The following is a 13,717-nucleotide window of genomic DNA, read 5'->3' on the forward strand; positions in this document are numbered from 1 at the left end:
ACACCAAGGTAACCTGTTGCGCCATGGACTCCCTGATCGCCGCCTCCGCCCGCGCCCTCGCCGCGGGCGATGCGCTCGGTGCCCTCAAGCGGGTCGCCCTGCGCGACGACCCGCCTGCGCTGGCCTTGCGCGGCATCGCCATGGCCCAGCTCGGCGAACATACGCGCGCCCGCGAACTCCTGCGGCGCGCCGCGCGCGACTTCGGTGCCCATGAAGTGCTGTCACGCGCCCGCTGCATCGTGGCCGAGGCTGAAGTAGCGCTGGCCATGCGCGACCTTGGCGGCTCGCCGCGCACGCTGACGGCGGCGGCAGCCACGCTGGAGGCGCACGACGATCACGCCAACGCGCTGCAGGCGCGGTTGATCGCGGCACGCCGGCTCCTGCTGCTCGGCCGCCTCGACCAGGCCTCGGCTGCGTTGGAGCGCCTCGATGCGCGCGGCTTGCCGCCGTCGCTGGCGGCGGTGGCCGAGCTGAGCGCGGCCGAACTGGCGCTGCGCTCGCTGCGCATCGGCCCGGCGCAGGCAGCGCTCGCCCGCGCACACGAGGCAGCCACCCGCGCGCGGGTGCCGGCGCTGCTGGCCGAGGTGGCGGAGGCGCGCGCGGCCTTCGAGCGCCCCGCCGCGCGGCGCATCTTCGCGGGCGGCGAGCAGGCGCTGCGCCTCGATGAAGTCGCGGCGCTGCTGGCTTCCGACGCACTGGTGGTCGACGCCTGCCGCCGGGGCCTGGGCGCCGGCGATGCGTGGCAGCCACTGGCGCGCCGTCCGATCCTTTTCACGCTCGCGCGCTCGCTGGCCGAGGCGTGGCCCGGCGATGTCGATCGCGAAGCGTTGATCGCAAGCGCATTCCGCACCCGCCACCCCGACGAAACGCATCGCGCGCGCCTGCGTGTCGAGATCGGCCGGCTGCGCGCACTCGTCACCACGCTGGCGAGCATCGAAGCCACGCCGCGCGGCTTCGTGCTCAAGCCGCTCGGCGAACGCGCCGTCGCCCTGCTGGCGCCGCCCATCGACGGCGACCAGGCCTCGCTGGTCGCGCTGCTCTCCGACGGCTCGGCATGGTCGACCTCGGCCTTGGCGCTGGCGCTCGGAGCCAGCCAGCGCACGGTGCAGCGCGCGCTCGCCGACCTGGAGGCCGAAGGGCGGGTGCGCTCCATCGGCCAGACGCGGTCGCGCCGCTGGCTGTCGCCGCCGCTGGCGGGATTCACGACGATCTTGTTACTCCCCGCTGCGCTGCCGTTTGAATAGAGTTGTCTCCAGGCGCCGATCCGAGGCGTTTCACAAGGAGCCAACGATGAGCAGCAGCAACAAGAAGACAGGCAAGAGCAGACCCCAGCCCACCGTGCGGGCAGCCGAAATCGTGCGCGAGTACGGCCCCTTCGCCGACGCCACCCAGGTGGCCGGCGTGACCTACGACGGCCAGCGCGTCTGGGCCGCCACCGGCGCCCGGCTGGTCGCCTTCGACCCGGCCAGCGGCGAGACCACGCGCACGCTCGACACCGCCTGCGACGCCGGCACCGCCTTCGACGGCAAATACCTCTACCAGATCGCCGAGTCGCGCATCGACAAGATCGACCCGGCCACGGGCAAGGTGCTGTCGTCGATTCCCTCGCCCGGCCACGGCGGCGACTCGGGGCTCACCTGGGCCGAAGGCAGCCTGTGGGTGGGGCAGCACCGCGACCGCAGGATCCACCAGATCAACCCCGAGACCGGCGCAGTCGTGCGCACCATCGAGTCGAACCGCTTCGTCACCGGCGTGACCTGGGTCGACGGCGAGCTGTGGCACGGCACCTGGGAGGCTGAAGAAAGCGACATCCGCCGCATCGACCCGCAAAGCGGCGCCGTGCTCGAGCGGCTGGAAATGCCGCACGGCGTCGGCGTCAGCGGGCTCGAGTCCGACGGCGCCGATCTTTTCTATGCCGGCGGCGGCAAGAGCGGCAAGGTCCGCGCCGTTCGCCGTTCGCCGTCCCCGCAACCCAACGGAGCATTGACATGATCAACATCGTTCACGGGGTCGGCATCAAGGCCCCCGTCTCGAAGGTCTACGCAGCGCTGGCAACCCGCGAGGGCGTGGCTGGCTGGTGGACAAAGGAAACCACCGGTGCCTCTGAAGTCGGCGGCAATCTCGAACTCAACTTCAGCACCCCGAGCGGAGAAGTCATCGGCGGCATCGGCATGCAGGTGGCGGCGCTCGACCCCGACAAGGAAGTGCGATGGCGCTTCACCTCAGGGCCGGAGGAATGGATCGGCACCGACGCGAGATTCAAGCTGGCCCTGGACGGCGACTTCACCATCGTTCTCTTCAGCCATGAGAACTGGCGCGAGGCGGTCGAGTTCACCTATCACTGCAGCACGAAGTGGGCGATCTTCATGATGAGCCTCAAGCGCCTCGTCGAAACGGGCAAGGGCGAGCCCGCGCCCCATGACGTGCAGATCGGCAACTGGCACTAGGAGACATCGATCATGAACACCGCTACTACTGAACCGGGCACCGCGAACCACCCTGTCGTGTCCAGCGGCCAATGGCTCGCCGAGCGCAAGGCACTGCTGGCGCGCGAAAAGGAGCTGATGCACCTGCACGACCAGATCGCCCGCGAGCGCCGCGCGCTGCCGTGGGAGCGTGTCGAGAAGAACTACGTCTTCGACACGCCCGAAGGCAAGCGCACGCTGGCCGAGCTGTTCGAGGGCCGCCGCCAGCTGATGGTGCAGCACTTCATGCTCGGCCCGGGGTGGGAGCAAGGCTGCCAGAGCTGCTCTTTCATGGCCGACCACACAGACGGGATGAATATGCACCTGGCGCATCGCGACATCACGATGGTGGCCGTCTCGCGCGCACCGCTGGCCGAAATTGCGCGCTTTCGCGAGCGCATGGGTTGGCAGTTCAAGTGGGTGTCGGCGAACGGCAGCGACTTCAACCACGACTTCCACGTCAGCTTCACGCCCCAGGAACAGGCTACCGGCAAGGTCTACTACAACTATGCCGTGCAGCCCTTTCCCCAGGAGGAGGCGCCCGGCGTCAGCGTGTTCTACAAGGACGACGCTGGCGAGGTGTTCCACACCTACTCGACCTTCGGTCGCGGCGTGGAGGTGATGATGGGCGCCTACTACATGATGGATCTCACGCCCAAGGGCCGCGACGAGCGCGAGGTGCCCTACAAGATGGAATGGGTGCGCCACCACGATCGCTACGAGCCGCAGGCAAAGGCGGCAGGCGATTCATGCTGCTCGGCGCACGGCTGAAGCGCGAAGCATCATGGCAAGCCTCTGGCCCTGGCTGGCGGTTGCGGGGGTCGGCGCCCTTCACGGGCTGAACCCCGCCACCGGCTGGGCGTTCGCAGCCGCCTGGGGCGTGCGCTCGCACGACTGGTCGCTCGCGCTGCGCGCCCTGGTGCCGATTGGGGCCGGGCACGCCGCATCGGTCGCGCTCGTCGCCGCTGCTGTGGCACTGGGCCTGTCGATGGATCGCGTGGCGTTGCAGGTGCTGGCGGGTGGGCTGCTTGTTGCCGTCGTGGCTTATCACCTATGGGGTCGCAGTTCCAGAAAGACGGCCGGGCACGCCGGACTGGCGCTCTGGTCCTTCATGATGTCCACCGCGCACGGCGCGGGCCTGATGCTGGTGCCGGCGCTGATCCCGCTGTGCATGGGCGACGCGCCAGCAGCACGCGAGATCACCGCATCGGGCTCGCTGATGCTGGCGCTCGTGGCCGTTGGTGTTCACACCGCGGCGATGCTCGCCGTCACCGGGGTGATCGCTACCGGCGTATGCCGCGGCTTCGACTTCAGCCGGAAGTCGCCGGCAGCGCCACATTGAAGGCAATGCCCGGTCGCCTCACTTCCGCCCCTCCGGCACGTGGAAATCCGGCGACCCGGCCACCACCTTGCGGATCTCGTCCATCAAGGCCCGCGCCCCCGGCGACGGAAACGCGCCCAAACGCTGAGTCAAGCCGATCTCGCGCCGGGTCTCCTCAAGCGGAAAGTCCAGCACCACCAGGCTGCCGTCGCGAATCTCGTAGCGCAACTGGTGCGCCGAGATCGCGGTCAGCATGTCGCTTTCCAGAAGCAAGCCGCGCAGCACGGCAAGGTCGCCTGTCTCGACCGCGGGCAGCGGCGGTGCCTGCCGTGCATCCGAGAAGAAGCGCTCCAGCAGCTCACGCGATGGCGAGCCATGCCGCGAGAGTGTCCAGCTCGCCTCGCGCAGCATCCTGAAGTCGATGCGCTTTGCGCGCGCGAGCGGATGGCCGGCGCGGGCGATCACCGAGATGCGGTCTTCGAACAACGGCTCCTGCTGCAGGTCTTTCGCTTCGCCCGCGCTGCGCAGTGCGCCGAGGATGAAGTCGATGTCGCCGCTGCGCAGCGACGCGGCCAGCGCGTCGTACGGGCTCTCGACGGTGGTGACATGCAGGCCCGGGTGCCGCGCGAGCAGCGAAGCAATCGCCAGCGGCAGGATCTGCGTGCGCCCGAGCGGCAATGCACCGACGTTCACGCGGCCCTGCAAGGTGCCCTCGCTGGCCGCGATGTCGGGGCCGATATGCCGCAGCTCCGACAGCACGCGCTTGAAGTAGAAGGCCACGATCTCGCCCGCAGGGGTGGCCGAGAGCCCGCGCGCGTTCCGGTTGAAGAGCGTGACGCCGAGCCCGCTTTCCAGGTCTTTCAGCGCACTGCTGATGGCCGGCTGCGTGATGCCGAACTCGCGCGCGACGGCAGGCATGTTGCGCTTCTCGGCAAGGCTCGCGATCACGGCGAGGCGCCGGCCGTTCAGGATCGAGGTGAAGAGCGAGTGCACGTCGGCGGTGCTGTCGATTCCGCCGCGCGCCACCAGCTGCGTTCGTGCCTCCTCGAACTCGCGCTCGATGCGCAGGGCACGCACCAGCACCAAGCCTCCATAGGCGTTGAGCGCCACGCCGCGCGAGCGCCGGTCGAACAGCGGCCTGCCGAGCGCAGCCTCCAGATCGAGGATCGAGCGCGTCACCGCCGACGCCACCCGGAACAGCGCCTCGGCAGCCGCGGCAATGCTTCCGGTCGACGCCACGGCCGAGAACGCGCGCAGGTGGCGCAGGTTGATGCCGAGCGCCACGCTGTCGGCGTGCTCGATAACTTTGTGATGCTCGGTTTTTTTGTTCACGGGCGGGTGCGTCCCTCTCGATCATGCATTTTCACGTTTAAGGGTAAACCCTTTATCGATAAAAAAGAATGATGGCAGCAAAACGCTAACTCACCCCATGCACGACCGCCGCCGCGCAGACTTCTTCCATGCTTGAAGCACCCCCTGCACATCTTCCGGAGCATTGCGAATGATCATCGACTGTCACGGCCACTACACGACCGCGCCCAAGGCCCTGGAGGCATGGCGCAACCGGCAGATTGCCGGCATCCAGGACCCGTCGGCCAAGCCCAAAGTTTCGGAGCTGAAGATCAGCGACGACGAGCTGCGCGAGTCCATCGAGGGCAACCAGCTGCGGCTGATGAAGGAACGCGGCAGCGACCTGACGATCTTCAGCCCGCGCGCAAGCTTCATGGCGCATCACATCGGCGACTTCGAGGTCTCGTCCACCTGGGCGGCCATCTGCAATGAGCTGTGCCATCGCGTGAGCCAGCTCTTTCCCGATCACTTCATCGGCGCGGCCATGCTGCCGCAGTCGCCGGGCGTCGATCCGGCCAGCTGCATTCCCGAGCTGGAGCGCTGCGTGAACGAATACGGCTTCGTGGGCGTCAACCTCAACCCCGACCCCTCGGGCGGCCACTGGACCAGCCCGCCGCTGTCCGACCGGCACTGGTACCCGCTCTACGAAAAGATGGTGGAGCTCGACATTCCCGCCATGGTGCACGTGAGCACGAGCTGCAACGCCTGCTTTCACACCACAGGCGCGCACTACCTGAACGCCGACACCACGGCCTTCATGCAGTGCCTCACCTCGGACCTGTTCACCGACTTTCCGACGCTGCGCTTCGTCATCCCGCACGGCGGCGGCGCGGTGCCCTACCACTGGGGGCGCTTTCGCGGCCTGGCGCAGGAGATGAAGAAGCCGCTGCTCAAAGACCACCTGCTGAACAACATCTTCTTCGACACCTGCGTGTACCACCAGCCGGGCATCGACCTGCTCACGCGCGTGATTCCGGTCGACAACGTGCTCTTCGCGAGCGAAATGATCGGCGCGGTGCGCGGCATCGACCCCGAGACCGGCTTCTTCTACGACGACACGCGCCGCTACATCGACGCCACGCCGATGCTCGACGACAAGGCGCGCCACCAGATCTACGAAGGCAACGCGCGCCGCGTGTACCCGCGGCTGGACCGCGCACTCTCGAAAAAAGGACTCTGAACATGTCAACCTCTCCCCTCCTCCAGGAACTCGGCGTCGTGCACCGCAACGTGGTGCGCGCCGATGCAGCCGCCGTCGAGAAGCTGTCGCGCTTCGGCGTATCCACGGTGCACGAGGCGCTGGGCCGCCTGGGCCTGATGGCGCCGCGCATTCGCCCCATCCACCCCGAGGCGCGCCTGTGCGGCACCGCCATCACGGTGCTGCTGCAGCCCGGCGACAACTGGATGCTGCACGTTGCGGCCGAGCAGATACAGCCCGGCGACGTGGTCGTGGCGGCCTGCACCGCCGACAGCACCGACGGCTTCTTCGGCGACCTGCTGGCAACCTCGCTCAAGGCGCGCGGCTGCAAGGGCCTGGTGATCGACGGCGGCGTGCGCGATGTGCGCGACCTCATCGCCATGGACTTCCCCGTGTTCAGCCGCGCCATCCATTCGAAGGGAACGATCAAGGCCACGCTGGGTTCGGTCAACGTGCCGGTGGTGTGCGCCGGCGCGCTGGTGCAGCCGGGCGACGTGGTGGTGGCCGACATCGACGGCGTGGTGGTGGTGCCCGCGCAGCTTGCCGCGCGCGTAGCCGACGCCGCCGAAGCCCGCGAAGCCAACGAAGCCGGCAAGCGCGCGCGCTTCGCGGCCGGCGAGCTGGGGCTGGATATGTACGCCATGCGCGAGCCGCTTGCCAAGGCCGGCCTGCGCTACGTGGACTGAGCAAGGGACCGCACCGTGGCTCGCATCATCGGCGCCGTCGCATGCTCGCACACGCCCACCATCGGCTTCGCGTTCGACAAGAACAAGCAGCAGGACCCGGTCTGGGCGCCCATCTTCGAGGCCTTCGCGCCGGTGCAGCAATGGCTGGCCGACAAAAAGCCCGACGTGCTGTTCTTCATCTACAACGATCACGTCAGCTCGTTCTTTTTCGACCACTACTCGGCGTTCTCCCTTGGCGTGGGCGAGCGGCACGAGGTGGCCGACGAAGGCGGCGGCGCACGCGACCTGCCGCCGCTGTCGGGGCATCCAGCACTGGCGCGGCACATCGGCCGCTCACTGGTGGCCGACGAGTTCGACATGTCCTTCTTCCAGGACCGGGCGCTGGACCACGGCGTGTTCTCGCCGATGTCGCTGCTGTGCCCGCACGAGCCGGCATGGCCGATACCGGTGGTGCCGCTTCAGGTCGGCGTGCTGCAGTCGCCGGTGCCGTCGGCGCGGCGCTGCTACAAGCTTGGCCAGGCGCTGCGACGCGCGATCGAAAGCTATCCGGACGACATCAAGGTGGCGATCGTTGCCACCGGCGGACTCTCGCACCAGGTGCATGGCGAACGTGCGGGCTTCAACAACACCGCGTGGGATGCGCAGTTTCTCGACCTGATCGAGAACGACCCGGTGCGGCTGACCGAGATGACGCAGGCCGAATTGGCGACGCTCGGAGGCATGGAAGGCGCCGAAGTCATCATGTGGCTGGTGATGCGCGGCGCACTGTCGTCCAACGTGCGCAAGACGCACCAGAGCTACTACCTGCCCTCGATGACGGGCATTGCCACAGCCATCTACGAGAACCTGGCGAGCCCGCCCATCGCGGGTGAAGTCGAGCGGCACCGCCGCCGCATCGCCGAAGAGCTGGCGGGCGTGGAAGCGCTGCAGGGCACCTACCCGTTCACGCTCGAGACCAGCGTGCGCGCCTACCGCCTCAACAAGTTCCTGCACGGCATGACGCGCCCGGCGCACCGCGCGGCCTTTCTTGCCGACGAAGAGGCCGCGTTCGACGCCGCCGCGCTGACGGACAAGGAACGCGACATGGTGCGCCGCCGCGACTGGCGCGGCCTGATCCAGTACGGCGTGATCTTCTTCATGCTGGAAAAGCTGGGCGCGGTGGTGGGCGTGTCGAACCTGCACATCTATGCCGCGATGCGCGGCCAGTCGCTGGAGGACTTCCAGCAGACCCGCAATGCGCCCGGCGCACTTTATTCAGTGGCCGGCAAGGACGCCGCGCCGCAGGCGTGGGATCGCCGCTGAGCCGCACCTGATTTTTTGATTCTGGAGACAACACAAATGAAGCCTCTTTCCCGACGCCTCGCCCTCGGCGTGGCCGCACTGGTCGCATTCGGCCAGCTCGGCATTGCCAGCGCGGCCGACGCCTTTCCGTCGAAGCCCCTGAAGATCCTCGTGGGCTACAGCGCTGGCGGCGCGGTCGATGCCATTGCGCGCTCGGTCGGCCTGCGCATGTCGGCCATCCTCGGCCAGCCGGTCATCGTCGAGAACAAGCCCGGCGCGGGCACCAACATCGCGGTGAAATCCGTCATCACGAGCGCACCCGACGGCTACACCCTGCTGCTGGCCGCCAATGCGCTGGCGGTGAATCCGTCGCTGTTCGAGCCGGCGCCCTACGACCTGGAGCGCGAACTGACGCCGGTGGCCTCGGTCGGCCGGGTGCCTGTGGTGTTCACCGTGCGCGAAGAGTCGGCCATCAAGACGCTGCCCCAACTGGTCGCGGCGGCCAAGGCGAAGCCGGGCAGCGTGACCGTCGCCACGCCGGGCAATGGCTCGACGCCGCACCTGGCAATGGAACTGTTCCAGCACACCGCCGGCCTGCAACTGCGGCATGTGCCGTACAAGGGCGGCGCGCAGGCGCTCACCGACGTACTCGGCGGCCACGTCGACGTGGTCGCGGTCAATGCACTTGAAGCACTGCCGCTCGCCAAGGCCGGCAAACTGCGCGTGCTGGCGGTAATGAGCGCCGAACGCTCCGCCGTGCTGCCGGGCGTGCCGACCGTTGCCGAGTCGGGCTACCCGGGGTTCGAGGCCAGCGTCTGGTATGGCTTCGTCGGGCCGGCAGGGCTGCCGAAGCCCATCGTCGACAAGCTGCACGACGCCGTGCAGAAGGCCATCGACTCGCCCGAAGTGCGCGCCCAGCTTGCAGCAGCGGGCGGGGTTCCGCTGCCGGGGCCGACCGAGCAGTTCGACAAGCTGCTCAAGGCCGATGTGGCGCGCTACGGCAAGCTGATCCGCGAAGCCAACATCAAGCCCGATTGATCGTCATGACCACAACAGGCATCACACGCCGTCACGCCTGCCTCGCGGCCGCAGCAGCCGCCCTGCTGCCGGCAAGCCGCGCCGCAATGGCGCAGCAGGCCTATCCGTCGAAGCCGATCCGCATGGTCATTCCCTTCACGCCCGGCGGCTCCACCGACGTGCTCGGGCGGGCCATCGGCATCGAGCTGGGCCGCGCGTGGCACCAGCCCGTGGTGGTCGATAACCTTCCCGGCGCCGGCGGCTCCATCGGCGCGGACAAGGTGGCGAAGTCGCCCGCCGACGGCTACACGCTGCTGATGGGGCACATCGGCACGCTGGCCATCAATCCATCGCTGTACCCCAAGCTCGACTACGACCCGGTGCGCAGCTTCGCGCCCGTGGCCTGGGTGGCGCGCGTGCCGAACGTGCTGGTGGTGCATTCCTCCGTTCCGGCACGCACGCTGGCCGAACTGGTCGCGCTGGCCAAGGCGCGGCCGGGCCAGTTGGCCTTCGGCTCCGGTGGCAACGGCAGCGCGGCGCACATCGCGACCGAATATCTGAAGCTGCAGACGGGCGCTTCGTTGCTGCACGTGCCTTACAGGGGCACGGCCCCGGCGGTGACCGACCTGCTCGCGGGCCAGCTGCAACTGCTCTTCACCGGCGCGCCCGCACTGCTGCCGCACATCAAGTCCGGCAAGTTGCGTGCGCTGGCGGTGTCGAGCCCGAAGCGCATCGCGCTGCTGCCCGACGTGCCGACGGTCGCGGAAAGCGGCGTGCCCGGCACCAAGGACTTCGAAGCCGATCAGTGGTACGGCGTGGTCGCTCCCGCTGGAACCCCTGCGGACATCGTCGCCATGCTCAACCGGCAGATCAACCAATCGCTCAACACGGCAGACGTGCATGCGCGGCTGGCGGCCGAGGGCGCCGAGCCCACGCCCACGACGCCGCAGGCCTTCGGCCAGCTGATCGCGAGCGAGATGAAACGGTGGGACCGCGTGATCAAGAGCGCCCACATCACCGTCGACTGACAGAAATTGCGCAGGAACATACCGACCATGAAATCGCTCGCCCGTCTGCTGCTTGCCCTTGTGGTCGCGGCACTGCTCGCCGCCTGCGCGCAATCGCCGCAATCGACACAACCCACGAGCGGCGGCAAGACCGAAGTGCTCTGGCTCGGCCAGTCGGCATTCCGCATCACCACGCCGGGCGGCAAGGTGATCGTGACCGACCCGTGGCTCAAGCTGAACCCGCTGACGCCCGCTGAATACAAGAACCTCGAAGCGCTCGGCAAGGTCGACGTGCTGCTGGTCACGCATGGCCACTTCGACCACTTCGCGGATGCGCCTGCGCTTGCGCTGCTCAACCAGGTGCCGATGTACGCGCCCGGCGACATGAACCAGACGGTGGGCGTGCTCGGCATCCTGCCGCCCAACCTGGTGCCGCGCTTCAACAAGAGCGGCACCATCAACCCCGTGCCGGGCATCAAGGTGACTGCCGTGCACGCCGAGCACTCATCGGTCATCGTGTGGAAGAACCCGGCCACCGGCAAGGACGAAGTGCACCCCGGCGGCGAGCCCGTGGGCTACATCATCGAGCTGGAGAACGGATTCCGCATCTACCACATGGGGGATACGGGCCTGTTCGCCGACATGAAGTTCATCGCCGACTACTACAAGCCCGACCTCGTGCTGATGCCGATAGGCGGCCACTTCACGATGGACCCGGTGGACGCCGCCTACGCCACACGCGAATGGCTCAAGCCGCGCGCGGTGATTCCGATGCACTATGGCGCCAACCCGCTCGGCAAAGGTACGCCGGACGAATACATCCGCGCGCTGGGCAACACCAGCACGCGCGTGCTGGCACTGAAGCCCGGCGAGAAGGCCATCTTCTGACAAGGACACACACGATCATGGGAACGACACTGGGCCTCATCGGCTATGGCGAAGTGGGCGGCATCTTCGGACGCGGCTTGCGCGGGCAAGGCGGCGTGGATGCGGTCTGGGTCTGGGACAAGCGCTTTGCTGACCCCACGACGGGTGCAGCTGCACGCGCTGCAGCAGAAAGCGACGGGATGCTCGTGGCAAGCGGCATGCAGGAGCTTTGCAGCCGCGCCGACCTGCTCATCTCGGCCGTCACCGCCTCGAATACGCTGGCGGTGGCCGAAGAAGCCGCGCGTCACGCGCGTGCCGGCAGTCGCTTTCTCGACCTCAACTCAGCATCGCCCGGCACCAAGCAGCGCGCCGCGGCGGCGCTGGAACCGATGGGCGTCGCCTACGTCGAGGCCGGCGTCATGACCTCGGTGCCGCCCTACGGCATCCGCGTGCCGATGCTGCTGGGCGGCGCACAGGCCGAAGCGATTGCCGAAACGCTGAGCGGCTGGGGCATGGACATTCGCGTGGTGAGCGACCAGCTCGGCGTGGCCTCGGCGATCAAGATGAGCCGCAGCATCATGATCAAGGGGCTGGAGGCGCTGGTCATCGAGAGCTACACCACCGCCAGGCGCTACGGCGTCGAAGCCCATGTGCTGCCGACGCTGAAGGAAACCTTTCCGCAGATCGACTGGGACAAGCAAGGCGCCTACTTCTTCAGCCGTGTCGTGCAGCACGGCAAGCGTCGCGCGGAAGAAATGCGCGAAGCAGCGCAGACCGTGCGCGAGGCCGGCTTCGAGCCCTTGATGACGGCGGCCATCGCGGCCAAGCAGGATTGGGTTGCGACGCAGGCACGCGATGGCCTGTTCGAGGGGCTGGATGCCGCAAGCGACTGGCAAGCCTACGCGGATCGCCTCATCGGCCGCGCATGACCATGACGGATTCGATACGGGGCATCTGCTCCATGGCCACGAAGGGCCTGCTGCTGGAGCTGGCCGCGGCGTACACACGCTCGAGCGGCGTGCCGGTTTCCTTCGAAGCGGTGGGCGGTGTGGATGCCGCAAAGCGCGTCTCGGCAGGAGAGCCATTCGACGTGGTGGTTCTCGCCTCTGATGCCATCGACAAGCTGGCGGCTGCCGGCAAGGTGGATGCATCGCGCAAGACCGACGTGGTGCGCTCCGGTGTTGCGGTGGCCGTTGCCGCGAACGCCGCGCGGGTCGACATCTCCACGGAAGAAGCGGTGCGGCGCGCCGTTCTGGATGCGGCCAGCGTCGCGTATTCGACTGGTCCAAGTGGCGTTGCCCTGGCCGCACTGTTCGAGCGCTGGGGCATCGCCGACACCATCAAGGGCCGATTGGTACAAGCGCCACCCGGCGTGCCGGTGGGCTCGTTGATCGCACGGGGAGAAGCCGCGCTGGGCTTTCAGCAGCTGAGCGAGTTGATCGGCGTCGAAGGCATCGCGCTGCTGGGGCCGTTGCCACCGGAAATCCAGATCACCACGATCTTCAGCGCGGCACCGGGCTCATGCACTTCGCAGCCGGATGCCGCGCGCGGGCTGCTCGCTTACCTGGCCTCAGCCGACGCTGCAGAAGCGAAGCGCCGCCACGGCATGGAGCCTGCCTAGCGGGCCGTCGACTTGCGAGAGCCATTGCCCTTGCCGGCAATGACAAGCCCCGCACTCTCGACAAAGCCGTGAATCAACCTCAGCCGCGGCGACGCCCGCTGCCACAGCACGCCGAAGCGCCGCGTCTCCGAAGGCAGCGGCAGCGGGATCTTGGCGATGCGCTGCCCGTCGAGCAGCGGCGACGCAATGTCGGGCACGATCGACACGCCAAGGCCGCGATCGACCATCATCGCGATTGCCAGCAGTGAGCTGAGCTCGAAGCGCTCCTGCGGCACGATGCCCGCCGAACGCAAGTAGCGGTCGGCCTGCTTGCCGCCGCCCAAGTTGCGGTCGTAGCGGATGAGCGGCGAGGTCCGCAGCAGCTCGTGGGGATCGCGCCGCGCGAGGCGGCTGGGCGCGAGCAGCACCAGGGGCTCCTCGCGCAGCAGGGCCCAGTCGAATGTCTTGGCGAGCGCGAACGGTGGATACAGGCACACGGCCGCGTCGAGTTCGCCTTGCTGCATGGCCTTGTAGAGCGTGGCGGTGTTGCCCGACTGCAGATACACCTTGACGCCCGGATGCGTCTTCACGAAGCGCGCGAGGATGTCCGGCAGCAGGCTGTGAATGGCCGTGTTGATGGTGCCGATGACCAGCTCGCCACCGGCCGCCTCGCTGCCCACCAGCGCCTTGATATCGCTCACTTCGCGCAGCAGCGTACGGGCCCGCTGCACCAGCCGGTGCCCCGCCTCGGTCGGCTGCACCGTGCGGCCGGCGCGCGCGAGCAGCGGCGCGTTGAGTTCCCGCTCCAGCGCGCGGATCTGCTGCGCCACCGCACCGGGCGTCAGGTCGAGCCGGCGCGCGGCCTCCGACATCGAGCCCGACTCCACCACCAGAAGAAAGCTTTGCAGGTAGGCCGTTTCCATGA

15 protein-coding genes are annotated in these 13,717 nt (G+C 68.1%); 13 read left to right on the plus strand and 2 right to left on the minus strand.

Features of this window, described 5'->3' with window-relative positions; genetic code table 11:
• The first annotated feature begins 23 nt into the window (after positions 1–23).
• The 5 genes from ACSFBF_RS07955 to ACSFBF_RS07975 are packed head-to-tail and all read left to right on the plus strand — an operon-like array spanning position 24 to position 3,807.
• Positions 24–1,244, plus strand: a complete 1,221-nt coding sequence (locus ACSFBF_RS07955) for a helix-turn-helix domain-containing protein (RefSeq protein WP_435465756.1) — start codon at positions 24–26, stop codon at positions 1,242–1,244.
• Positions 1,245–1,290: 46 nt separating this feature from the next.
• Positions 1,291–1,992, plus strand: a complete 702-nt coding sequence (locus tag ACSFBF_RS07960; RefSeq protein ID WP_435465757.1) for a Vgb family protein — start codon at positions 1,291–1,293, stop codon at positions 1,990–1,992.
• Complete coding sequence (locus tag ACSFBF_RS07965; RefSeq protein WP_435465758.1) at positions 1,989–2,447, plus strand: SRPBCC family protein; 459 nt, start codon at positions 1,989–1,991, stop codon at positions 2,445–2,447. The genes ACSFBF_RS07960 and ACSFBF_RS07965 overlap by 4 nt, the downstream gene beginning before the upstream one ends.
• A gap of 12 nt (positions 2,448–2,459) precedes the next feature.
• On the plus strand, positions 2,460–3,236 hold the full coding sequence (locus tag ACSFBF_RS07970; RefSeq protein WP_435465759.1) for a DUF899 domain-containing protein: 777 nt from the start codon (positions 2,460–2,462) through the stop codon (positions 3,234–3,236).
• 13 nt (positions 3,237–3,249) lie between these two features.
• A complete protein-coding gene (locus tag ACSFBF_RS07975; RefSeq protein WP_435465760.1) occupies positions 3,250–3,807 on the plus strand; it encodes a hypothetical protein in 558 nt (185 codons plus the stop codon).
• An 18-nt stretch (positions 3,808–3,825) separates the two neighbouring features.
• Here ACSFBF_RS07975 and ACSFBF_RS07980 read toward each other — a convergent pair whose 3' ends face one another.
• Positions 3,826–5,118 (minus strand): LysR family transcriptional regulator, encoded by a 1,293-nt coding sequence (locus ACSFBF_RS07980; RefSeq protein ID WP_435465761.1) that lies wholly within the window; start codon positions 5,116–5,118, stop codon positions 3,826–3,828.
• A 169-nt stretch (positions 5,119–5,287) separates the two neighbouring features.
• On the opposite strand from ACSFBF_RS07980, the gene ACSFBF_RS07985 reads away from it, so the two are divergent.
• From ACSFBF_RS07985 to ACSFBF_RS08020, 8 genes are read left to right on the plus strand one after another with little or no spacing between them, the layout of a single operon-like run.
• Positions 5,288–6,316 (plus strand): amidohydrolase family protein, encoded by a 1,029-nt coding sequence (locus ACSFBF_RS07985; RefSeq protein ID WP_435465762.1) that lies wholly within the window; start codon positions 5,288–5,290, stop codon positions 6,314–6,316.
• 2 nt (positions 6,317–6,318) lie between these two features.
• Positions 6,319–7,020, plus strand: a complete 702-nt coding sequence (gene ligK / locus ACSFBF_RS07990; RefSeq protein WP_435465763.1) for a 4-carboxy-4-hydroxy-2-oxoadipate aldolase/oxaloacetate decarboxylase — start codon at positions 6,319–6,321, stop codon at positions 7,018–7,020.
• A gap of 15 nt (positions 7,021–7,035) precedes the next feature.
• Complete coding sequence (locus tag ACSFBF_RS07995) at positions 7,036–8,322, plus strand: gallate dioxygenase (protein ID WP_435465764.1); 1,287 nt, start codon at positions 7,036–7,038, stop codon at positions 8,320–8,322.
• A 36-nt stretch (positions 8,323–8,358) separates the two neighbouring features.
• Positions 8,359–9,339: a Bug family tripartite tricarboxylate transporter substrate binding protein gene (locus tag ACSFBF_RS08000; protein WP_435465765.1), complete on the plus strand. Its 981-nt coding sequence runs from the start codon at positions 8,359–8,361 to the stop codon at positions 9,337–9,339.
• 5 nt (positions 9,340–9,344) lie between these two features.
• Positions 9,345–10,346, plus strand: a complete 1,002-nt coding sequence (locus ACSFBF_RS08005) for a Bug family tripartite tricarboxylate transporter substrate binding protein (RefSeq protein ID WP_435465766.1) — start codon at positions 9,345–9,347, stop codon at positions 10,344–10,346.
• A 27-nt stretch (positions 10,347–10,373) separates the two neighbouring features.
• Positions 10,374–11,213, plus strand: coding sequence for a metal-dependent hydrolase (locus ACSFBF_RS08010; RefSeq protein WP_435465767.1), 840 nt, complete (start codon positions 10,374–10,376; stop codon positions 11,211–11,213).
• A gap of 17 nt (positions 11,214–11,230) precedes the next feature.
• Positions 11,231–12,121, plus strand: a complete 891-nt coding sequence (locus ACSFBF_RS08015) for a DUF1932 domain-containing protein (protein WP_435465768.1) — start codon at positions 11,231–11,233, stop codon at positions 12,119–12,121.
• 2 nt (positions 12,122–12,123) lie between these two features.
• A complete protein-coding gene (locus ACSFBF_RS08020) occupies positions 12,124–12,813 on the plus strand; it encodes a substrate-binding domain-containing protein (protein WP_435465769.1) in 690 nt (229 codons plus the stop codon).
• On the opposite strand, the gene ACSFBF_RS08025 is transcribed toward ACSFBF_RS08020, so the two are convergent.
• Entirely contained in the window at positions 12,810–13,715 is a 906-nt protein-coding gene (locus tag ACSFBF_RS08025; RefSeq protein WP_435465770.1) for a LysR family transcriptional regulator, read from the minus strand. The two genes, ACSFBF_RS08020 and ACSFBF_RS08025, sit on opposite strands and share 4 nt — an antisense overlap.
• Positions 13,716–13,717 lie beyond the last annotated feature (2 nt).

Source organism: Variovorax nivicola (assembly GCF_051216475.1).
In the GTDB taxonomy this organism is placed as follows: Bacteria; Pseudomonadota; Gammaproteobacteria; order Burkholderiales; family Burkholderiaceae_C; genus Variovorax.